Consider the following 21810-nt stretch of genomic DNA (forward strand, 5'->3'; position numbering starts at 1 on the left):
GCTCAGGTCTATCGCTCGTGGATCAGTCGCGCAGACCGCGGCGCAGGATGAGGACGACGCCGCCCACGCCCAGCGTGATGATCGCGAAGAGCACGAGGGTCGCGTTGGCGCCCGTCATACCGAGCATCCCCAGCAGCCTCTCCTGCGTGGACCGTGGCGTGCTGGCGGGCTCCGCCGGGGCGGCCACGACCTCGGAGGCCGTGCTCGGGGCGCCGATCGAGTCAGTCGTGCCGCCGGATGGAACGGCCACGGGAGCGGCGGTGGCCGTCGCGCTCGCCGAGGCGCTCGGCGTCGCGGCGGGAGCGGCGGTCGCCGTGGCATCAGGGGTCTCGGCGGCGTCCGGCGTCGGGCTCGCCCCGGGCGCGGGCTGGGCGGCCTCCGTCGAGGTTCCACCACTGGGCGCTCCAGAGTTGTTCGGCGCCGTCGATGGCGAGATGGACGAGCCCCCACCGGAGACTTCGAAGCCCGCCTGGATGTCGTCGGGGTAGGCGGCGAAGTTCTGGGTGGCGTAGATCGAGCCGTTGGAGGACCGGGCGATGCCGATCCCGATCGCCGTGGCGTTGCGATCCACCATGTTCTGGTAGTGGCCCGAGGAGTTCGCCCACTGCTGGAACAGGGCGTTGCCGAGCTCCGCGCCGGACAGGCCGTTGCCGTTCATCGCGATGTTCTCGGCCACCCACGTCCATCCCGAGGGGAAGGCGTTGCGCAGGTCGGGCCGGTGGTACAGGTTGTTCTCGGCGGCCATCTGGCCGGACCAGTCCTGGGCGACATCGTCAAGCGCGACGAGCCGGGTCAGCGGCTTGAGGCCGATGCTTTGGCGCAGCTCATTGACGCGGGCGAGGATCTGCTGGGCGGCGGCACTATCGACGGAGGTCGCAGCGGGCAGGAGGACCCCCGCGGCTCCGGGGCTGACCGGCGACACCGGGGCCTGCACCGCGACGGCCTGGGGGGTGGTCCCCACGAGCGACGCGGTGACTGCGGCGGCGGCGAAGAGATGGGCGATCTTCACAGGGCTGAATCTCCATGGGTAGTCAGTTCTGTCGATGACTCACCGGGACGCTAGGAACTCGTGAGCATCAGGCGCGGATGGGGTCCGCGCCTTCATGATACTCATCCCGTGATCTCCATGTTACCTGACGGGCTCAGGAACTTCTTCGCTACGCGCCTCGTCGCGACAGGTTTGGGAGGTGACTCACAGGGCCGCGAGTATCTGAACCATCACGATCTTGACCACGATCGCCAGGGCGAAGAGGGTCGCGTACCCGGCCTCGATCCGCACGTCGTCGCTGCGAGACAGGGCGTAGGAGAGGATCGCCGGCTGCCCCACGAGGCCCGCCAATCCACCGGCGGCTCGCACGGCGGAGAGCCCGGCGAATCTCGCCCCCGTGAGAAGTACCACGGCGCTGACGACGACGACGATCGCCGCGAGCCCGCCCACCGCCATGCCCGTGGAGGAGAAGGCGGCGGCCGCGAACTGCGGGCCGGACGCCAGGCCGATCGCGGCCAGGAAGAACAGGAGCCCGAGCTGGCGGATCGTGGCGTTCGCGGCATGGGGCAGCCCCCACAGGAAGGGGCCGGTGCGCCCGAGGCGCCCGAGGATCATCCCGGCGAGCAGCGGCCCCGCGGCGACCCCCAGCTTGAGGGTGATGCCACCGGGCAGCGGGATGGCGATGAGGCCGAGCAGCACGCCCAGGGCCATGCCGATACCGACGCTGAAGGCGTCGATCTGCGAGATCTTGCGCTCGGAGTCGCCGAACCAGTCGGCGGCCTCCTCCAGCCTCTCGCTGGGCACGACGGCGAGGACCCTGTCCCCGAGCTCGAGCACGAGATCGTCGCGGGCGAGCAGGTCGAGGTCCCCGCGCCGCACGCGGGTGATGACGCCCGCGAAGCGCCCGGGCATGTCCAGCTCGGCGATCGTGCGCCCCGCGACGCGGGTGGAGGAAACGGTGAGCCGGCGGTGGTCCACGGCCCGGCGGTCCTTGGCCAGGCAGGAGCGCAGTTCCGTGCCCAGCTCGTGCATGGCCTCCTCGACTGCGGCGGGCGCCCCGACGACGACGACCTTGTCCCCCGGCGCCAGCTCCTCGCCGGGGTCGACGACGCGCGTGACGCCGTCGCGCTCCAGGTAGGAGATGCGGATGTGGGCGCGGGTGAAGGCCTCCATCTGGTCCAGCCGCACGCGGGTGAGCACGTAGACGCTGGTGGCGGTGATGCCGTCGGCGCTGGCGGGACGGGGATCCTTGCGGCCGGGCCAGCGCTGGCCGATGACGATGGCGACGACGATGATCGCCACAGCCACGCCCACGGGGTAGGCGATGGCGTAGCCGATGGAGGGCTCCTGATTCCCGGCGGCCTCGATCGCGGCATCGAGCACCGGGGAGGTCAGAGCGCCCGCGTAGGCACCGGCGTCCATCGCGGGCGTCACCCCGGTCAGGCGCGAGAAGCCCGCCCCCGCCGCGCCGGCGGCGACGAGCGCGACGACGCACAGCGCCATGAGGGGCATCTGCCGCCCGAGGTTGCGGAAGAAGGTATTCCCCGCGCCGAGCCCCACCGTGTAGCAGAACAGCCCGAGCCCGAGGGCCCGCAGCATCCCGAGGTCGGCGCCGAGCCTGGGATCCAGCGCGCCGACGGCGAGCCCCGCGAATAGCGCCCCGGCCGCGCCGAAGCGGATCGGCCCGAAGGGGATCTGGCCGACGGCGGTCCCGAGCCCGATGACGAGGAAGACCGTGAGCAGGGGGGTGGCGGCGAGGACGTCGATGACGCCCTCAGGGATGAGCCCCGCCGCGACCGGATAGGTCATGTGAATAGCTCCAGGCACATCGGACAGGGTAGGCCACATCAGCGTGCGCCCCCTCCTCGGGGCGCGGCGGGCGGGGGCGGTGGATGCGGTCACGGGCCGAGCCCTCGCCCCATCGGACGCCGGGCGCCCTCCGGCGCTCCCGCCAGACCCGGTGCCAGCCCCTCGGACCGCATCCACTGCCCCCGCATAGTCCCGGTTTCGCCGGGAGACAAGGCGGCTTGGTGCGCCGCCGCGGCCGGGAGTACGTTCGCAGTGCCTCATATCCGAGGCGGACACGCAGCAGCACCGCAGCGAGGAGCATTCCCATGGCCGACTTCACCGACGACGGCATCGACCGCACCACCACTCTCAAGGTGTCCGGCCTGACGTGCGGGCACTGCGTCGCCCACGTCACCGAAGAGCTCGAGGCGCTCAAGGGCGTCAAGAACGTCTCCGTCGTCCTCAACAAGGGCGGGCAGTCCGTCGTCACGGTCGTCTCGGACGTCGTTCTCGAGGATGCCGCCCTGGCCGAGGCGATCGACGAGGCCGGTGACTACTCGCTGGACACCGTCGAGCGCGACGTCCGCATCTCTTGAGCACCCGCGAGGTCGATCTCGCTGTCGGCGGCATGACCTGCGCGTCCTGCGTGGCGCGCGTGGAGAAGAAGCTGCGCAGGATCGACGGCGTCGAGGCCAGTGTCAACCTGGCCACCGAGTCCGCCCACCTCACCGTTCCCGACTCTGTGACGGATAACGAGCTCATCGCCGCCGTCGCCCGGGCCGGGTACTCGGCGGCCCTCACCGGCCCCTCCGCGGCGGCGAGCACGGCCGCCCCGGCACAGCCGGCACCGCCGTCCTCCTCCGAGGAGCCATCGACCCGGCCCACCGGCGGCGCCCCCGCCGCAGGCGCCGCTCCTGCGACCACGGAGCCGGCGATCGCGAGAAGCGCCCGCGGCTCGCTGGGCGCCTCCCACTTCGTGCGCGCCGAGGACCTGCGGCGCCGCCTGGTCCTGAGCCTCCTGCTCTCGGTCCCGGTCATGGCGATCTCAATGAGCTCGGCCCTCCAGTTCTCCGGCTGGCAGTGGGCGCTGGCCGCCCTCGCACTGCCCGTCGTCACCTGGGGCGCCTGGCCCTTCCACCGCACGGCTCTGGCGGGCCTGCGCCATGGGGCCCTCACCATGGACACGCTCGTCTCGCTCGGCGTGACCGCCTCCACCCTGTGGAGCCTGTGGGCCCTCATCTGGGGCGGCGCAGGCGAGATCGGCATGAGGATGCCCATGGACCTGTCCGGAATGCTCGCCGGCGCCCATGCGGGTGGGCACCACCCGCACATGTACTTCGAGTCGGCCGCCTGGGTGACCACTTTCCTCCTGGCAGGCCGCTACGCGGAGGCCCGCGCCAAGTACCGCTCCGGGGACGCCCTGCGCGCCCTTCTCGAGCTCGGCGCCAAGGAAGCTGGCCGCGTCCGACTCACCGCTCCCTCAGGTTCCACCGACGCCGTCGACGTGCTCAACGACGACGGCGCTCCCCGCCCCGGCACCAAGCGCTGCGAGGAACGGGTCGGAGTCGATGACCTGGTCGCCGGCGACCTCATCGCCGTGCGCCCCGGGGAGAAGATCGCCGTGGACGGCGTCGTCGTCGAGGGCGCCAGCGCCGTGGACGCCTCCCTGCTCACCGGCGAGTCCGTGCCGGTGGAGGTCGGCGTGGGCGACGAAGTGACCGGTGGGACGATCAATACCTCCGGCGCCCTGCTCGTGCGAGCCACGCGCGTGGGCGAGAGCACCACCCTGGCGCAGATCGGCGCGCTGGTGAGCGCGGCGCAGGCGGGCAAGGCGCCCGTCCAGCGCCTCGCCGACCGCATCTCCGGGCTGTTCGTGCCCGCCGTCCTGGGAATCGCCGCCCTGACGCTCATCGGCTGGCTCGTGGTCGGAGCCTCGGCGCAGGACGCCCTCACGGCGTCGGTCGCGGTGCTCGTCATCGCCTGCCCCTGCGCCCTGGGCCTGGCCACGCCCACCGCGATCCTCGTGGGCTCGGGCCGGGCCGCCCAGCTCGGCGTCGTCATCCGGGGCCCGGAGGTCCTGGAGCTCACGCGCTCGCTGGACACGATCGTCCTGGACAAGACCGGCACTATCACGACGGGGCGCATGAGCCTCGACACCGCCGCCAGCGCCGGGATCGGGAGTGAGTCGGCGCTCCAGGGCCGATCCGCCCTCCCCACGATCGACCCCCTCATGCTGGCGGGCGCGCTCGAGGCCCTCAGCGAGCACCCGGTGGCGGCCGCCATCACGGCCGCTGCCCACAAGCGCGCGAAGATCGGGGGCTCCCGGCTCCCGGGGGTCGAGGGCTTCGTCAACCACGAGGGCCGGGGTGTCACGGGCCGGGTGACCGGCACCGCTTCGGAGCCGGGAAGCGCGCGCGAGGTCGCCGTGGGCCGGGCCTCCTGGATCGCCGAGCGCGGCATCGCCCTGCCCGGCCACCTGTCCAACGCGCTGGAGGCCGCCGAGTCGACCGGGGCCACCGGAGTTGTCGTCGCCGTGAATGGCCGGGCCGCCGCCGTGCTGGCGGTGCGCGACACGGTGCGGGCCTCCTCGGCCACCGCGATCGCCGAATTGCGCACCCTGGGAATCCGCCCGATCCTGCTGACCGGGGACAACGCCCGGGCGGCAGCGCATGTGGCGGGTCAGGTCGGGATTGATCCGGCGGATGTGCGCGCCGAGGTCCTGCCCGCCGACAAGCGCGACGTCGTCGCCGGGCTCCAGGCCTCGGGCGCCGTCGTCGGCATGGTGGGCGACGGGGTCAACGACGCCGCGGCCCTCGCCCAGGCGGGCACTCGGGGGCTCGGACTGGCCATGGGCTCGGGGACGGATGCGGCCATCGAGGCCGCCGATATCACCCTCGTACGGGCCGATCTCGACGCGGTGGTCGCCGCCGTGCGGGTGAGCCGGGCCACCCTGCGGATCATCAAGCAGAACCTATTCTGGGCCTTCGCCTACAACGTGGCGGCGATCCCGCTGGCCATGGCGGGGATGCTCAACCCGATGATCGCCGGTGGGGCGATGGCCTGCTCCAGCGTCATCGTCGTGGCCAACTCGCTGCGGCTGCGCAGAGCCGGATGAGGTGCTGAGACGCAGCGGGTTGGCGCGCCGATCCCCGTAGAATCCCGCCATGACCGATGCCGACGCCGAGATCCCGACCTCGGGCAGCGCGCCCGCCGACGCTGCGCCCGCCCTGTCCGCGGCGCCTGTACCGCCAGCGTCCGATGTCCCGCCGGCGCCTCCGACGCCCGCGACATCCCCAGTCGGCATCCCCCGCATCGGCCTGACGCCCGTGGTGGAGGCGGCCCCTGACCCGGAGCCCGGCCCCCGCTCGGCGGCGCTGCTCGTCGATGAGGCCCCCCGCCGCCGTCGCCGCGCCGAGGACCTGCTGAGCCTCGCCCTGGTGAGCGCGGGCATCCTGTCGGTCCTCGTCCTGGCCACCTACGCGCATGAGACGACCACCGGTGTCACGGCGGATGTCCGCGTGGTGCTGTCCTCCGTGCTGCGCCAGGTGCTCATCCTCCCCCTGCAGACCCTTGAGGGACTGGCGACTTTCCTCATCCCGGTCCTCATCCTCCTCGACCAGCTCCTGCGGGGGCGCTGGCGGGGGGCCGCCGAGAGCGCCGCCGGGGCCGTCGCCGGCTGGATCCTCACCATCACGGCCCTGTGGGCGCTGGAGGCCTGGGCGCCGCCGGCCCTCTCCGCCGGCCTGACCGTCACCGCCTCGGGCCTTCCGCGCCTGGGCGTATCCGTTGTCTTCGCCGCCCTGGTGGGCCTGCTCACGGCCGCGGGCGAGCGGCGCTCGTCGGCCACTGTTCGCTACGGCTGGGTGGCGATCTGGACGATCGTCGGGCTCGCCGTGCTGCGCTCGGCCATCACTCTTCCCGGGGCACTGCTCTCCCTCCTCCTGGGCCGCCTGGCGGGCCTGGCACTGCGCTGCCTGTTCGGGGTGGAGGACCGCTCCGTCCACGGCATCGCCCTCGTGCGGGCGCTGCGCCGGGCGGGGGTCGACGCCGTCCGCGTGGTCCGCGTGGACAGCGCTCCCGGGGCGACGGCCTGGTGGGTGACCACGGACGCCCCACTGGGCTACACCGAGGAGGTGAGGGAGAGCCCGCTGGCGCCCGCGAGCGCCTCGCCCGCGTCGGAGACCAGTGGCGACACCGCCGGCTCCCCCGCCGTGGCATGGGCGATGACGGCGGCCACGCCTCCGGATACGGCGCCGTCCGCCGGGTCGCCCGCCGAGGGGCCGGGCACGGATCCGGACACGGCCGCTCTGCCCCCCGCGCGTGAGGGCCGCGCCGCGGCGCCGTCGTCGACGATCGCGCCGGCGCCGGCGATCGACTCCCCGGCGCTCATCGCCGAGGCCCGCTCGTTGTCCCCGGGGAAGCCCAGCGCCCACCGCATGTACGCGGTCTGGGACCGCATGGGCGCGCGCCACGATCTGACGATCATCGACGCCGACCGGCAGGTCGCCGGCTACCTGGCCACACTGTGGGACAGGATCCGGGTCCGGGGACTGTCCCCCGAGCGGGGCATGTCCATCCGCTCCGAGGCCGAGCACGCCGCCCTCATGACGCTGGAGGCGCGCCGCGCCGGGGTGCGCACGCCCGCCCTGCGCGGGATGGCGGACACCCCTGAGTCCGTGCTGCTCGTGACGGACCACATCGCGGGCTCGCGCGCCCTGTCCGAGCTCGGCCCCGATATTCCCGACGCGGTCCTGACCGGTCTGTGGGATCAGCTCCGCCGCGCTCACGCGGCCGGCCTGGCGCACCGCAGCCTGAGCGGGGACAGCGTCGTCGTGGATGATGCGCGCCGCGTGTGGCTGCTCGGCTGGGACTCCGGGGAGACGATCTCCTCGGAGCTGTCCCGACGCGTCGACCTCGCCCAGGCCCTCGCCCTCCTGGCGGGCTCCGTGGGCGTCGAGCGCGCCATCGCGTCAGCCTCCCGGGTCCTGACCACCCCCCAGCTGGCCTCCATCGCTCCCATGCTCCAGCGCGTCGTCCTGCCCGCCGACACCCGCCGAGCCATGGGCCGCCGTGGACGGGTCCTCCAGGAGCTGAGGGACGCCCTCGTGGCGCTCACGCCCACCGCCCACGCCGAACCGGCCCGCATCAACCGCTTCCAGGCGCGCACCGTGGTCATGGCCATCATCTTCCTCGTGGCGGTGTGGTCCCTCCTGGCCCGCATGAACTTCGAAGAGGTCTCCAACGCCGTGGCCCAGGCCAATGCCTGGTGGATCCTGGGGGCGCTCGTCTTCTCACTGGCCACCTACCTGGGGGCAGGCATCATCCTGGTGGCCTTCACCCCGGAGCGCCTGAGCCTGTGGCGCTCCACCGAGGTCCACCTGGCCTCCTCCGTCGTCGCGCTGGTGGCGCCCGCCGGCGTGGGAGGGGCGGCGATCAACCTGCGCTTCCTGACCCGCAAGGGCGTGCCGACGGCGGTCGGCGTGGCCACGGTGGCGCTCGTCCAGGTCGTGCAGTTCCTCGTCACCCTGGTGCTGCTCGTCATCCTGGCCGCCACGACGGGGCAGTCGACAGGGCTGACCCTGCCCTCGGGCTGGGTACTGCTGGGAGCCGTGCTGCTGGCCGCGCTCGTCGCCATAGTCCTGGCCGTGCCGCGGGCGCGCATCTGGATCTGGGAGAAGATCGAACCCACGTACCGGCAGGTCCGGCCCCGGCTCGTGTGGATCCTGTCCAACCCCGCGCGGCTGCTCGCCGGCGTGGGAGGGGCGGTGCTCCTGAGCCTGTCCTACATCCTGGCCTTCGGGGCGAGCCTGTGGGCCTTCGGCTTCACCCTGCCCTTCTCCATGCTGGCGATCGCCTATTTCGCCTCCAACACGGTGGGGTCCGTGGTGCCCTCCCCCGGCGGGATCGGACCGGTGGAGTTCGCCCTGACGGCGGGCCTCATCGCTGCGGGGATCCCCAGCGGCACCGCGTTGTCAGCCGCCATCGTCTACCGCCTGGTAACCTTCTGGATCCCGATCCCCATCGGCTGGCTCAGCCTCCAGCGCCTCCAGAAGCTCGGGGAGCTGTGAGCCATCGACGCGGTCCCGTCCTGACGAGGACAGGACTGAGCCCCTCCCACCAGGGGTGAGGCGGAGCGAGACCCGCTCGGCGGGTCCTCGGCCGGCGCCCCGCTCCTCGTGCAGCATTTTCGTGGCCAGTGGTGTCCTTGTTGGACCTTGACTGAGAAGAAAATGGCGAAGTTTGAGGATTCCTTTTTCTAACATGACGTCATGACTCGCGTTTGCCCAGTCCATAGGCCTGCTCTTAAGGCAAACGCCGCGCCCGGCCCCCTCGAGGCCCGAGCAATCCTCAAACCGCGCCACTTCACACTCACCACATGAGCCTCGGAGCCCCAATGGAAGGATCACGATCGACCCTCAGGGGCGCCGACGCCCTATCCAGCCCTCTCAGCGCGGCCTCGACGATGATGACGCCACAGCCTCGCATGACATCCTCGTAGGTCAACCGGACAACCGGCAGCCCCATCGAGATCATCCGCTGGTCGCGCTCCCGATCCCTGGAGAGCGCCTCCCTGGAGGAGTGGTAGGCGAAGCCATCCGTCTCAACGAACAGGCGCTGATCCACGAGTTGATCGACCTCACCAACGCCATGCACGATCACCCCGACATCCACCTGATGGCCCGCGTCCTCGAGCTCGATGCGGAGCCGGCTCTCGATCAGGGACCGAGCACGCGGGTTGGCCCGCCCCGCCCTCCGACGCGCGACAGCCGCCTGATACCCATCACCCCCGAGGAGCTCATGAACGTCGTCCAGCAGGACAACGCCCTCGCGGAGCGCGGCGTCCAGTGCAGCGACGGCGTCGATCTCCGGGGAGCACCGGAGCATCCTCGCCAGGACGAGCTCAGGCGGGGCAACGGGCATCTCAAGCGGATCGACCCGGCCGAGATGGGCCTCCCGGTGGACGATCACACCACCGGGCGCCCGGATCACACCGGTACGCGCCGGCACCGCGACATGCAGTGAGCGCGGGCGGCGCACCAGAGGGAGTCCGTAGTGCTCAAGAGCGGATTCGGCCGTCAGCACGCCGCCAAGCGACCGGCTGACGACAATCGCCTGGGGCGCATCCGGCAGGTGGATGGCGCCGCCCGTCCTCAGCACGTCGCCCACGGTCAGCAGGTCGGCCAGCGCTCGCTGGCCGGTGCGGCCCAGGCGCAGGTCCCGACGGCGCAGGGCCCCATGGCCCGATCGAAGCTCCCGGAGGATCCTGCTCGCCTCCACCTCGCGTTGTCCCATGCGCCGGATTGTGAAGATCTCCAGGCCCGTCGAGGAGATGCCTCCACAGCGCGGGAGGGCCTGTGGGGGCAGCATCACCTGTGGTTCACGGCGCTCAGGCAGCCTGCGGGGACTCGCACGCCCGCGGATTTGGCGAAGTTTGAGGATTCCTTTTTCTAACATGACGTCATGACTCGCGTTTGCCCAGTCCAGAGGCCTGCTCTTAAGGCAAACGCCGCGCCCGGCCCCCCTCGAGGCCCGAGCAATCCTCAAACCGCGCCACAGTAGATAGGGGCGATACCGAGTGAAGGGCAGTGAAGGGCCGAGCCTCAGCCCCGCTCGACCAGGCTCTTGGTGCGGCTGGAATGGGTCCACCAGGCGGTCGCCATCACAACCAGCCACAGCGGTGAGGCGAGCACCGCCAGCCTGGTGTCATGGGCCTGCGTGAGCGTCCAGATCACGAAGACGAAGAAGACGATGCTCGCCCACGCCGCCGCCCGGTCGCCAGGCATCTTGAAGGCACTGGCCTCGTGGAGCTCGGGATGCACGGAGCGGAAGCGCAGGTAGGAGACGATGATGATGATCCACACGAGGATGAACAGCACGCTCGCCACCGTCGTGACCACTGTGAACGCCTCGATGATCGACGCGGTCGTGTACAGCAGCGGGATCGCCATCAGCAGTGCCGCGCAGGTGACTACCAGCGCGGGCCCCGGAACGGAGCGGGAGGTCAGGCGCTTGAAGATGGCCGGACCGTGCTCCGACCAGGACAGTCCATAGAGCATCCGGGAAGTGGAGTACATGCCGGAGTTCGCGCTCGATGCCGCGGCGGTCAGGACGACGAAGTTCACCAGCGACGCCGCGAGACCGAAGCCGGCCAGGGAGAACATGGCCACGAAGGGGCTGGACTCGGTGACCTCCCTCCAGGGGGTGACCATCATGATCGCGGTGAGCGCGCCCAGGTAGAACAGGAGGATGCGCACCGGGATGGCGTTGATCGCCTTGGGAAGGGTGACCTCCGGGTCCTTGGCCTCCGCGGCGGCGGTCCCGATGAGCTCGGTGCCCACGAAGGCGAAGACGGCGATCTGGAAGGCGCCGGTGAAGCCGGAGAAGCCATGGGGGAAGAGGGCGCCGATGGGGTCGGAGGGATCGCCCAGGTTCCCCAGGGAGGCGACAGCGCCATTGGGCGCTGTGAATCCGATGGCGACCATGACGATGCCAACGACGACGAGCGCGATGATCGCCACGATCTTGATGATGGAGAACCAGAACTCGATCTCGCCGAAGGCCCTGACCGTGGTCAGGTTGAGAGCCAGCAGCAGGGCCACGGTCAGGATGGCGGGCAGCCACAGGGGCACGGTGGGCCACCAGTACTGCGCGTACTGGGTGATGGCGATGACCTCCGCAATGGCCGTCACGAGCCAGCAGAAGTAGTAGGTCCACCCGGTGAAGAAACCCGCCCAGGGGCCGATGAGGTCGTGGGCGACGTCGGCGAAGGACTTGTAGTCCAGGTTGGACAGCAGGACCTCGCCGAGTGCCCGCATGACCAGGAAGAGGAAGCCGCCGATGATCGCGTACACGAGCAGCACACCGGGACCGGCCAGGGAGATCGTCTTGCCCGACCCCATGAACAGGCCGGTTCCGATCGCCCCGCCGATGGCGATGAGCTGGATGTGTCGATTGGAGAGACGGCGCTGGAGGTGCTCGCCGCGCTCGATGATCTCGTCGAGATCGTGCTCGCCCGTGTTGGCAGTCATCTATGTCTCCTCAGGGGTGGGTGTGACTGGGGCAGCCTACGCCGAGGGGTGTTTCGAGCATTAGGCTCGTCCGCGATGAGTCCAGTGCCCAGATCCGACAACACCGTTCCTTCCCAGGATGGAGACGCCGCGTTTCCGATCCCGCCTCTGCCGGCCGCCACGTCCGCGCCCCCGCTGCCGCAGGGCCGGCACCTGCCGCCCGATGCAAGGGCGCCGGGGGAGGGCACCGGGACTGCCCGAGCGATCGCCCCGGAAGCGGAGAAGGCACCGCCCTTCCGCCCAGCGCCACCGCATTCCCTCCGAGATCTGCGCGATCTCCTGCCCGCCGCGCTCACCGTCCTCATCGGCGCCTGGGTGCTCATCTCCTACTCCGTGGGCCAGTGGAGGGCGATGACCGTCCCGAGCTGGGACCTGGGCATCTTCTCCGAGGCGGCCAAGGCCTACTCGCATCTGCAGGCGCCGATCGTCCCGATCAAGGGCCCGGACTACAACCTCCTCGGCGACCACTTCCATCCCATCCTCGTGCTGCTGGGCCCCCTGTGGGCGCTGTTCCCCTCGGGCCTGACCCTCCTCATCGTCCAGGACCTCCTCCTGGCGATCTCCGCCTGGCCCATCGTTCGCCTGACCCAGCGCCTGACCCACCCGATCGTCGCGCTCGCGCTGGGCCTTGCCTACGTGCTGAGCTGGGGCTTCCAGGGCGCTGTGGCCGCGCAGTTCCATGAGATCGCCTTCGCGGTTCCCATGTTGGCCTTCGCCTCGGCGGCCTTCGTCGAGCGCAGGTGGCTGGCCGTGGCCTGCTGGTCCGCGCCACTGGTCCTGGTCAAGGAGGACCTCGGCCTGACGGTGCTCATGATCGGCCTGGCCGTGGCCGTGCGAGGGCTGGGCGAGCTGAAGCGGGGCCACCTGGCGCGCCCGGTCGGCCGCCTCACCACCTGGCAGTTCGGGCTCGCGCTCGCGGCCTTCGGCGTCATCATGTTCTTCCTGACCACCATGGTGCTCCTGCCGATGCTCAACCCGGACGGCTCATGGGCCTACTCCATCGGATCGGGCGGCGGCGCGCACCAGGGCCTGCTCACCCGCCTGTTCTCCCCGGAGGTCAAGATCCAGACCCTGGTCGTACTCATGCTCACCGCCGGGCTCATCGGCCTGGGATCACCATGGATCACCGTGGTGGCCCCGACACTGGCCTGGCGGTTCCTGGGCTCGGTGGCCTTCTACTGGGAGTGGAAGAACTGGCATTACAACGCCGTGCTCATCCCGGTGGCGATCGGGGCGCTCCTCGACGTCGTCGCCGCTCTCAAGCGGCGGCGCTCGCGAAGGCCGGAGGGTGCGGGCTGGCTGGAGGCGCCGCTGTGGGCCCGCTGGCTGACGCTCCTCGGCCTGGCCGCTCCGATGCTCCTGGGCGTTCTCACCGCTTCCTATCTGCCTCTATGGCAGTTGACCAACCGGGACTTCGGCAAGGCGCCGGAGCGCATGGCCTCCGTGGAGGCGGTCTACGGCCTCATCCCCGAGGGCTCGACCGTGGAGACGGACCTGTCCCTCATGGCCTACCTGGTCCCGCGGGCGGATGTCGCCTGGGTGGGCACGGGCAGCGAGGCGCCGCAGTACGTGGTCATCGACGCCCGGTCATCGGCGTGGGGCGGCAATGCCCCTCGCGACGCCGCGGCCTGGATCGAGGGCCGCACGGGTCGCGACTACATCCTCATCTTCAACAAGGACGATCTCCAGGTCGCCCAGCTCGTCGGCACCCGTTGACATGCGCCCCTCCACCGCCCCCGACTGGCCCGCCTTGGCGGTGGTGGGCCTTGGCGGAGCCGTCGGCACCTCGCTGCGGGCCAGTCTCGCCGAGCTCATCGGCCCCTCGCCGTCGGGCCTGCCCTGGGCGACGGCGACGGCGAACCTCGCCGGCGCGCTCCTGCTGGGCCTTATCCTGGGCCGATTCGCGGCGCCCTGGCGCCAGACGGGTAAGCATCGGCTCGTCCGCCTGGGGGTGGGCACGGGACTCATGGGGGCGCTCACCACCTACTCGACACTGATCGGCGAGACGCTTGCCCTCATCGACCAGGGATTCCCGGCCCTGGGGGCGGTGTACCTCCTGGGATCCCTCGTCGCGGGTCTGGCGCTCGCCGGCCTGGGGCTGCGGCTGTCGAGGTTCCTCGATCAGTCGCATCACACCGGTCCCACCGACGGCGCAGGGGTCGGCGCCGCGGGCTCGCAGTCGCCGTGAGCGGGGCATGGGCATGGTCCCTCATGGTTCTGGCCGGAGGCGCGGGGGCCATCGCCCGCTACCTCGTCGACAGCCGCATGAGTGCGACGGCGACCAGGGCCGCGGCCAGGAGGGCGGCCGCCTCATCCCGCCACGAGCAGGCCGGTCCTGCCGACGGGTCCACCGGCGAGGCCCGCGGGGCCGTCGACGAGCTTCCGGTGCCGGTGGGGACGATCGTCGTCAACATCACGGCATGCCTGATCCTGGGCGTTCTCACCGGTTGGGCGCAAACGGAGGCCGCAGCGAGCGCTGCGAGCCTGACCCGCGTCCTCGGCACAGGCCTCATGGGCGGCTACTCGACCTTCTCCACGGCCAGCGTGGAGGGCGCGCGGCTCGCCGCGCTCGGGCGCTGGCGGGCCGCCGCAGCCCACGGCCTGGGCATGATGGCCGCCTGCCTGGCCGCGGGGGCGCTGGGGATGGCGCTGGGCGCCGGGCTCGCAGGCTGAAGAGCATCGCGGATCCGTCGCGATGGGGCCGATGGCCGACTCCGAGCCAGTGATCTCTGCCAGACTGCGGGCATGACCCACTCGCCCAAGTCCACCACCGCGCCCATCAGCCACGCCTCGGACGGGGCATCACCGGTCCGGCGGAGCAATCAAGCCGTGGTCATCCTGCTCGTCATCATCGCCATACTCCTTGCCGTGATCGCCGGAATGCTCATCCTGCGCACCACGAAGGACTCCCCGTCCGGCGCGGCCCAGACAGCCTCCACGGCGGGAACGGCCGTCTCGTCCCAGATCGCCGATGGGACAGCGGCCGGAGCCGCTGGCGCGGCCCCCTCGCTCAGCCCCGAGCAGTTGCAGATCCTGCGCAACGAGCCCAAGCGCGACCCGAACGACGCCCGCGCCAAGGGAAGCGCGGACGCGCCGGTCGTGATGACGATCTTCTCCGACTTCGCCTGCCCGTACTGCACGAAGTTCGCCCAAGAGACCGAACCCGGGTTGCGCGACCTCATCGACAGCGGCTCTCTGCGGATCGAGTGGCGCGATCTCGCGCAGATCACCCCGTCCTCGCCGCTGGCCGCACAGGCCGGGATCGCCGCCGGGAACCAGGGCCGCTTCTGGGAGTTCCACGACGCCGTCTACGCGGCCGCCGATCCCACCGACCACCCCGAGTACACCCAGGACAGCCTCACGGCCTTCGCTCAGAGCGCCGGGGTGAAGGATATCGAGAGGTTCAAGGCGGACATGACCGCTGACGCCACCGCCCTGTCGGTGACCCAGGCCAGGGATCATGCCTACGAGATCGGAGTGAGGGGAACGCCCTTCCTCATGATCAATGACACCTACATCAACGGCTTCGCCTCTGCGGACGCGGTGCGCGCCACGATCGCCGAACAGGCCGCGAAATAGCTCCGCGAGCCACCGGGGCCCGCGATGGCCGGGGCCGGCCCGCAGGGACGCCGTCATTCGGTCGCGGAAGACCTGCGACGCCTGTCACAATAGATGCGCCTCGGCAGCGCACCCATCGACAGACGCGCGCCCACCCGGCACCGCATCCCCCGAGGCATGGCGAAGGAGCACGGCACATGGCGGATCAGACCGAAGCGACCACCGGGACGGCGCAGGACTTGCACGGCGCACTGAGCATCGGCGTGGACGTGGGCGGCACGAAGATCGCGGGCGGTGTCGTCGCCGTCGACGGCGAGGTCCTCGCGACGATCCGCCGCGATTCGCCCGCCCAGGAGCGCCAGGCCATCATCGATACGATCGTCGAGGTCGTGCGCGAGCTCAAGAACGACTTCCCCTCCTGCACGACGGTCGGCATCGGCGCGGCCGGCTTCATCGCCGAGGACCGCAACACGATCGCCCACGGCACGAACCTGGACTGGACGGGCCTGCGTCTGGCGGATGCGATCTCCGAGCGTGTGGGCATGCCCGTCGTGGTGGAGAACGACGCCAATGCCTTCGGCTGGGCGGAGGTGCGCTTCGGCGCCGCCCGGGGCAAGCGCAACGCCCTGGTCGTGGCGATCGGCACGGGCGTGGGCGGGGCGGTCGTCGTGGATGGCAGGCTCCTGCGCGGCGCGCGGGGCTTCGCCGCCGAGATTGGGCACATCAACGTCGTGCCGGATGGACGGCCCTGCGGCTGCGGCCTCAATGGCTGCCTCGAGCGCTACGCCGCGGGCACGGCCCTGGGGGTCAACGGCTGGGAGCAGGCGCGCTTCCGCCCCGCCTACGCCGCGCGCATCATCGAGCTCTCGGGAGGGGATGCCAACAACATCTCCGGCAAGGCGGTCACCGCGGCGGCCCGCGAGGGCGACCCCTGCGCCCTGGAGTGCTACGCCCAGCTCACGCACTGGCTGGGCCGGGGCCTCGCGGATCTGTGCGCCGTGCTCGATCCCGAGGTCATCGTCATCGCCGGGGGCCTGGCCGAGGCGGGAGACATCCTCCTGGAGCCCACGCGCAAGGCCTTCGAGGCCGCCCTCACCGCGGGCACCCATCGACCGCCGATCCCGCTCGTCCTGGCCGCCGGCGGCCAGGAGGCCGGTCTGGTGGGGGCGGCGGACCTCGCCCGCCAGAGCTGAGCCCGGTCCGGGATCCCACCGGTCCCTCCCGGGGCAGGGCAGTCCGGCACGGCGGATGATGACCCGCCATGCCGTCGAAGATGCGTCACGCCATACATCCCGCTCTTCCATAGGCGACCCTGACCTTACTAAGGTTGCCCTTGTCCATTTCCGGGCGCTCACCGCGATCGACCGCCCCCGACGACGAAGAGGAACCCATGCCCGTCTCCCGCAAGTCCTTCCTCGCGAGTACTTCAGCACTGTCCCTGTCGGCGCTCCTGGCCGCCTGCGGGAGCAAGAAGAGCGATGGCGGGGGTGCCAGTGGCTCCTCCGCCGACGGCGCCCCCGGCACCATCACCCATGCCTTCGGCACCACGGAGCTCCCCACCTCGGTGGAGCGGATCGCGACCGTCAACTGGGCGAACCAGGACGTCCCCCTCGCCCTGGGCGTCATGCCCGTCGGTATCGCCAAGCAGGTCTTCGGCGTCGAGGACGGCTCCGGGATGCTGCCCTGGACCAAGACGAAGGTGGATGAGCTCGTCGCCGGCGGCGCCACGGCACCCGTCCTGTTCGACGAGACCGACGGCATCGCCTTCGAGGCCATCGCGGACACGAAGCCCGATATCATCCTGGGCGCCTACTCGGGCATGACCCAGGAGGACTACAACCGGCTCAGCGAGATCGCCCCCACCATCGCCTACCCGAAGGCCGCCTGGGTCACCCCGTGGCGCGAGATGATCACCATGGATGCCACCGCGATCGGGAAGAAGACGGAGGGCGAGGCGCTCATCACCGCCCTGGAGTCCTCCATCTCCGCCGAGACCGCCAAGCACCCGCAGCTGGCCGGCAAGACCGCCGCCTTCTTCTACATGGGCGCGGGCGACCAATCCTCCATCGGCTTCTACACGACGGGCGACCCGCGCACGGCGTTCATGGAGGACCTGGGCCTGACCATCCCGGAGTCGGTGCGCAAGCAGGCCGAGGCGGACCCCTCCACCTTCTCCTACAACCTCTCTGCCGAGAACGCCGACATGGTCAACGACGTCGACATCATGGTCATGTACGGCACTGCGGAGGACCTGCCCACCCTCCAGGCCGATTCCCTCATCGGGACGATCCCGGCGGTCAAGAACGGGGCCATCGCCTTCGTCGGCAACGGCTCGGCGCTGTCGGCCTCCACCAATCCCGGGCCGCTCTCCCTGCCCTGGGGGCTGGCCGACTACGTGGCGCTCATCGCCGCAGCCGCAGACAAGGTCCAGTGACCACCCCGGCCACGCCCGGCCCGAGCAGGGCCGGCGATCACGGCCCCACGGCCCTGCCCGCGCCCGCCGTACTCGTCGCGCTCCTGGCACTGCTCGCCCTGGCGGCCATCGCCTCGATCGCCTTCGGAGCGCGCATGGTCAGCCTCCGCGAGATCCTCGATGGCGTGGTCGGCCATGACTCGACCATCGGGGCGACCGCCGTCGGCGAGAGGCTCCCGCGCACCGCCACCGCCCTCGTAGCGGGCGCGGCCCTGGGGCTGGCGGGCGCCCTCATGCAGGCCATCACCCGCAATCCCATAGCCGATCCCGGGATCCTGGGGATCAACACGGGGGCGTCCCTGGCAATCGTCACCGGGATCGCCTTCCTGGGAATCCATTCGCTCTTCCAGTACCTGTGGGTTGCGATGGCCGGCGCCATGCTCACCGCTATCGTGGTCTACGCCGTCGGCTCGCTCGGGCCGGGAGGGGCGACGCCGGTCAAGCTCGCCCTGGCCGGGGTGGCCACGGGTGCGGCGCTGTCCTCGGCGATCAGCGCGATCACGCTGCCCCGCGCTCAAGGCCTGGAGGACTTCCGCGCCTGGCAGGTCGGGAGTCTGGGGCGCGGCACCTGGGACTCCCTCGGAGTGGTCCTGCCCTTCATCGCACTGGCCACCGCCGCGGGCCTGGCGATGGCGCGCCCGCTGAACTCGCTGGCCCTCGGCGATGAAGCGGCTACCGGCTTGGGCGTCAACGCGCCGCTCACGAGGCTCTTCGCCGCCGCGGCGGGAGTGGTTCTATGCGCCGCCGTGACGGCGCTGGCCGGGCCGATCGGCTTCGTCGGCCTCATGGTCCCCCACGCGGTGCGGATGCTCACGGGCCCCGATCACCGGTGGCTCCTGCCCCTGTCCGTCCTCGGTGGCGCTGCCCTGTTGACGGTGGCCGATACCCTGGGCCGGGTGATCGCGAGGCCGAGCGAGATCTCGGTGGGCATCATCACCGCCTTCGTCGGGGCCCCCATCCTCATCGTCGTGGCCCGAAGCGCGAAAGTGCGCGAGTTATGAGCGCCCCGCCCCTCGCCCTCGGTTTCACCGACCGGGGCAGGCGCTCCCGGGCGGCGCGCTACTGGGGGGTGAGCGCGGCGCTGCTCATCGGAGTCGTCGCCCTGTGGTGGGCCTGCGTGCTCATCGGGAGGACCTGGTACTCCCCGGAGGAGGTCATCCGCGTCATGATGGGCGAGCACGTGCCCGGGGCGTCGTTCTCCGTGGGCCGCCTGCGCCTGCCGCGCGCGATGGTGGGGCTCCTCGCCGGGCTGGCCTTCGGCATGGCCGGCACCACGTCCCAGACCATGCTGCGCAACCAGCTCGCCAGCCCGGACATCATCGGCATCACCTCGGGCGCCTCGACGGCGGCGGTCTTCTCGATCCTTGTGCTGGGCTGGTCCGGGCCGGCAGTGAGCATCCTGTCGATCGTCGCCGGCCTGGCGACGGCGGCCGCCATCTACGCGCTGTCCGGCTCGGGCCGGACACAGGGTGCCCGGCTCATCCTCATCGGGATCGGCGTGTCCTCGATGCTGTTCTCACTGATCGCCTACCTGCAACTACGGGCCGCCATCTACGACGTCCCCAAAGCGATGCGCTGGCTGTCCGGCTCCCTGAACGACGCCGCCTGGGACCAGGTGGTAATCCTGGCGATCGCGGTGAGCGCCTGCGCGCTGATCATGGGGGTGATCGGCCGGGACCTTCCACTGCTCGCCCTGGGCGAGGAGACCGCCGTCGGCCTGGGAGTGACCACTGGCCGCGCCAGGCTCGCCCTTGTGCTCACCATGGTGGCGCTGGCCTCCTTCGCGACCGCGGCCACCGGCCCCATCGCCTTCGTCTCCTTCCTAGCCGGGCCTCTCGCGGCAGGCCTCGTGGGGCGCACGCATCGCACGCTGCTCCTGCCCGCCGCCCTCATGGGGGCCATCGTCGTGCTCGGCGGCGACCTCCTGGGCCAGCACGCCTTTCCCACGACACTCCCGGTGGGCGTGGTGACCGGTGTGGTCGGCGCCCCTTACCTCGTCCTCCAACTGCTGCGACTCAACCGCCAGGGAGCCTCCGCATGACCCCGTCCATGAGCACAGCCGCCCCTGCGACCCAGGATCGCGCGCGCCCCGCCGAACTGACCACTCGCACCCTGCGCTCGGGGTACGGCGGCCGCGTCGTCGTCGACGGCGTGGATGTCGCTATCCCGGTGGGCCGGATCTCCGTCATCGTGGGGGCGAACGCCTGCGGGAAGTCCACCCTGCTCAAGACGATGGCGCGAGTCCTGACCCCCATGGACGGGCGGGTCCTGCTCGACGGCGAGGAGATCCGATCTCTCCCCACCCGCTCTCTGGCCCGGCGCCTCGGCCTGCTGCCGCAGCAGCCGATCGCCCCGGAGGGCATCGCGGTGGCAGATCTCGTGGGGCGCGGGCGCAGCCCCCACCAGGGGCTGTTCCGGGCCACAAGCGCCGCCGACCGGCGGATCGTGGAGGCCTCACTGCTGGCCACCCGCACCGAGGCCCTGGCGGATCGCTCCATCGACGAGCTCTCCGGTGGGCAGCGCCAGCGCGTGTGGATCGCCATGGCGCTGGCCCAGCGCACCGACGTGCTCCTCCTCGACGAGCCCACGACCTTCCTCGACCTCGCCCATCAGGTGGAGGTGCTGGACCTTCTCACGGATCTCAACCGCGAGCGCGGTACGACGATCGTCATGGTCCTGCACGACATCAATCTCTCGGCCCGCTACGCGGACCACATCATCGCCATGCGCCACGGCAGGGTGGTCGCCTCGGGAGCGCCATCGGAGATCGTCTCGAGCGAGCTGGTGCGCGAGGTCTTCGATCTGGAGGCTGATGTCATCCCGGACCCGGTCTCCGGCACGCCGCTCATCGTCCCCAAGGGCCGCTACCACGTGGGCGGCGGTAGGGATCAGGCACCCGGGCAGGAGGGGGCGTGAGCGGCGCGGGGAGGGCCTCTTTTGGCTTCTTCTCAGTCGAAGTGGCGGGGATCCTCGATGTCTCCCCCTCCATGAGGCGCTTCACCTTCGTAGGCGCCGGGGCTGCCGAGGAGGGCGGCGACCCTCTTGCCGACTTCGCGGACCCGGGCTGGGACCAGCGCATCAAGCTCGTCCTGCCCGCGCCCTCGGGCGGCTACGAGCACCTGGTGGACGGCCCGGACTGGTACGCCGACTGGCTCGCCCTCCCGCCGAAGCGCCGCTGCCCGATCCGCACCTACACGACGCGCGCGGTGCGCGGGGCCGTCTGCCGCGGGGGCGCGACGGAGGTGGACGTCGACATGGTGGTCCATCCGGCCGCGCCGACTGGCGGGCCCGGCACCGGGTTGGGGCCGGCGGCGCACTGGATCGGGGGAGCCGTCGTCGGGAGCAGGGCAGTGCTGCTGGGGCCCCGTCGTTCCTTCGACGGCATGCCGGGTGGCGTCGATTTCATCCCACCGGCGCGCACCGGCGCCTATCTCCTGGGCGGCGATGAGACAGCGGCCCCGGCGATCGCCCGAATCCTGGAGGGCCTGCCCACGAGCGCACGCGGCATTGCCGTCGTCGAGATGCCCCAGGAGGCCGACCGCGCCTACCTGCCCGCGCATCCAGGTTTCGAACTGCGCTTCCTGGGGCGCGAGGGCAGGGCGCATGGCGAGTTGCTCACGACGGCGGTCGTTGAGGCGGCGGCCGAGCTGTGCCCGCCGGGCCGGCCCACCCGGGTGGAGGAGATCGACGTCGACTCCGACCTCCTGTGGGAGGTTCCGCGCACAGCGCGCGGCGGGGCGGCGCTGTCACGAACGGATCTGTACGCGTGGCTGGCCGGTGAGGCGGGAGCGGTGCGCGCGATGCGCCGCCACCTGGTCTCGGAGCGGGGCGTCGATCGGCGCGCAGTGGCGTTCATGGGCTACTGGCGCTTGGGGCGCGCCGAGAACTGACGACGGATCAGCGCACTGGAATCGGCGCTCCGCCGGGGAACGCAT

General features: G+C 71.2%; 17 protein-coding genes. 13 read left to right on the forward strand and 4 right to left on the reverse strand.

What is annotated here, in order from left to right:
* Window positions 1-22 precede the first annotated feature (22 nt).
* Together B1H50_RS09690 and B1H50_RS02905 are read right to left on the reverse strand one after the other, a co-directional pair.
* Window positions 23-1009 carry a CAP domain-containing protein gene (locus B1H50_RS09690; RefSeq protein WP_080462275.1) on the reverse strand — a complete coding sequence of 329 codons (987 nt, stop codon included), beginning with the start codon at window positions 1007-1009 and terminating at the stop codon, window positions 23-25.
* A gap of 183 nt (window positions 1010-1192) precedes the next feature.
* Window positions 1193-2797, reverse strand: coding sequence for an aspartate-alanine antiporter-like transporter (locus tag B1H50_RS02905; protein WP_095532460.1), 1605 nt, complete (start codon window positions 2795-2797; stop codon window positions 1193-1195).
* Between the two features lie 305 nt (window positions 2798-3102).
* Here B1H50_RS02905 and B1H50_RS02910 point away from each other — a divergent pair, with 305 nt between their 5' ends.
* From B1H50_RS02910 to B1H50_RS02920, 3 genes are read left to right on the forward strand one after another with little or no spacing between them, the layout of a single operon-like run.
* Window positions 3103-3372 carry a heavy-metal-associated domain-containing protein gene (locus B1H50_RS02910; protein WP_080462276.1) on the forward strand — a complete coding sequence of 90 codons (270 nt, stop codon included), beginning with the start codon at window positions 3103-3105 and terminating at the stop codon, window positions 3370-3372.
* Complete coding sequence (locus B1H50_RS02915; RefSeq protein WP_373284801.1) at window positions 3369-5891, forward strand: heavy metal translocating P-type ATPase; 2523 nt, start codon at window positions 3369-3371, stop codon at window positions 5889-5891. The genes B1H50_RS02910 and B1H50_RS02915 overlap by 4 nt, the downstream gene beginning before the upstream one ends.
* A gap of 49 nt (window positions 5892-5940) precedes the next feature.
* Window positions 5941-8844 carry a lysylphosphatidylglycerol synthase domain-containing protein gene (locus B1H50_RS02920; protein WP_229657825.1) on the forward strand — a complete coding sequence of 968 codons (2904 nt, stop codon included), beginning with the start codon at window positions 5941-5943 and terminating at the stop codon, window positions 8842-8844.
* A gap of 301 nt (window positions 8845-9145) precedes the next feature.
* Here the strand turns inward: B1H50_RS02920 and B1H50_RS02925 are convergent, their stop codons facing one another.
* Together B1H50_RS02925 and B1H50_RS02930 are read right to left on the reverse strand one after the other, a co-directional pair.
* Window positions 9146-9943: a hypothetical protein gene (locus B1H50_RS02925; RefSeq protein ID WP_229657824.1), complete on the reverse strand. Its 798-nt coding sequence runs from the start codon at window positions 9941-9943 to the stop codon at window positions 9146-9148.
* 434 nt (window positions 9944-10377) lie between these two features.
* Window positions 10378-11805: an amino acid permease gene (locus B1H50_RS02930; RefSeq protein WP_080462278.1), complete on the reverse strand. Its 1428-nt coding sequence runs from the start codon at window positions 11803-11805 to the stop codon at window positions 10378-10380.
* Window positions 11806-12195: 390 nt separating this feature from the next.
* Here B1H50_RS02930 and B1H50_RS02935 point away from each other — a divergent pair, with 390 nt between their 5' ends.
* The 10 genes from B1H50_RS02935 (at window position 12196) to B1H50_RS02980 (ending at window position 21765) form a co-directional block, all read left to right on the forward strand.
* The gene (locus B1H50_RS02935; RefSeq protein WP_444541800.1) at window positions 12196-13560 is read left to right on the forward strand and encodes a DUF2079 domain-containing protein; all 1365 of its coding nucleotides are present in this window, start codon (window positions 12196-12198) and stop codon (window positions 13558-13560) included.
* Between the two features lies 1 nt (window position 13561).
* Entirely contained in the window at window positions 13562-14032 is a 471-nt protein-coding gene (locus B1H50_RS02940; RefSeq protein ID WP_080462279.1) for a fluoride efflux transporter FluC, read from the forward strand.
* Window positions 14029-14517, forward strand: coding sequence for a fluoride efflux transporter FluC (locus tag B1H50_RS02945; protein WP_229657822.1), 489 nt, complete (start codon window positions 14029-14031; stop codon window positions 14515-14517). The genes B1H50_RS02940 and B1H50_RS02945 overlap by 4 nt, the downstream gene beginning before the upstream one ends.
* Before the next feature lie 72 nt (window positions 14518-14589).
* Window positions 14590-15423: a DsbA family protein gene (locus B1H50_RS02950; RefSeq protein ID WP_080462281.1), complete on the forward strand. Its 834-nt coding sequence runs from the start codon at window positions 14590-14592 to the stop codon at window positions 15421-15423.
* 176 nt (window positions 15424-15599) lie between these two features.
* Window positions 15600-16595 carry an ROK family protein gene (locus tag B1H50_RS02955; protein WP_080462282.1) on the forward strand — a complete coding sequence of 332 codons (996 nt, stop codon included), beginning with the start codon at window positions 15600-15602 and terminating at the stop codon, window positions 16593-16595.
* 197 nt (window positions 16596-16792) lie between these two features.
* A complete protein-coding gene (locus tag B1H50_RS02960) occupies window positions 16793-17836 on the forward strand; it encodes an iron-siderophore ABC transporter substrate-binding protein (protein WP_080462283.1) in 1044 nt (347 codons plus the stop codon).
* Window positions 17833-18876 carry a FecCD family ABC transporter permease gene (locus B1H50_RS02965; protein ID WP_229657821.1) on the forward strand — a complete coding sequence of 348 codons (1044 nt, stop codon included), beginning with the start codon at window positions 17833-17835 and terminating at the stop codon, window positions 18874-18876. The genes B1H50_RS02960 and B1H50_RS02965 overlap by 4 nt, the downstream gene beginning before the upstream one ends.
* Window positions 18873-19916 carry a FecCD family ABC transporter permease gene (locus tag B1H50_RS02970; RefSeq protein WP_080462284.1) on the forward strand — a complete coding sequence of 348 codons (1044 nt, stop codon included), beginning with the start codon at window positions 18873-18875 and terminating at the stop codon, window positions 19914-19916. The genes B1H50_RS02965 and B1H50_RS02970 overlap by 4 nt, the downstream gene beginning before the upstream one ends.
* Complete coding sequence (locus B1H50_RS02975) at window positions 19913-20791, forward strand: ABC transporter ATP-binding protein (RefSeq protein ID WP_198939968.1); 879 nt, start codon at window positions 19913-19915, stop codon at window positions 20789-20791. The genes B1H50_RS02970 and B1H50_RS02975 overlap by 4 nt, the downstream gene beginning before the upstream one ends.
* Window positions 20788-21765 carry a siderophore-interacting protein gene (locus tag B1H50_RS02980; protein ID WP_229657820.1) on the forward strand — a complete coding sequence of 326 codons (978 nt, stop codon included), beginning with the start codon at window positions 20788-20790 and terminating at the stop codon, window positions 21763-21765. The genes B1H50_RS02975 and B1H50_RS02980 overlap by 4 nt, the downstream gene beginning before the upstream one ends.
* The last annotated feature ends 45 nt before the right edge of the window (window positions 21766-21810 follow it).

It is taken from the genome of Actinomyces gaoshouyii, from assembly GCF_002072175.1.
GTDB classification, from domain to species: domain Bacteria; phylum Actinomycetota; class Actinomycetes; order Actinomycetales; family Actinomycetaceae; genus Actinomyces; species Actinomyces gaoshouyii.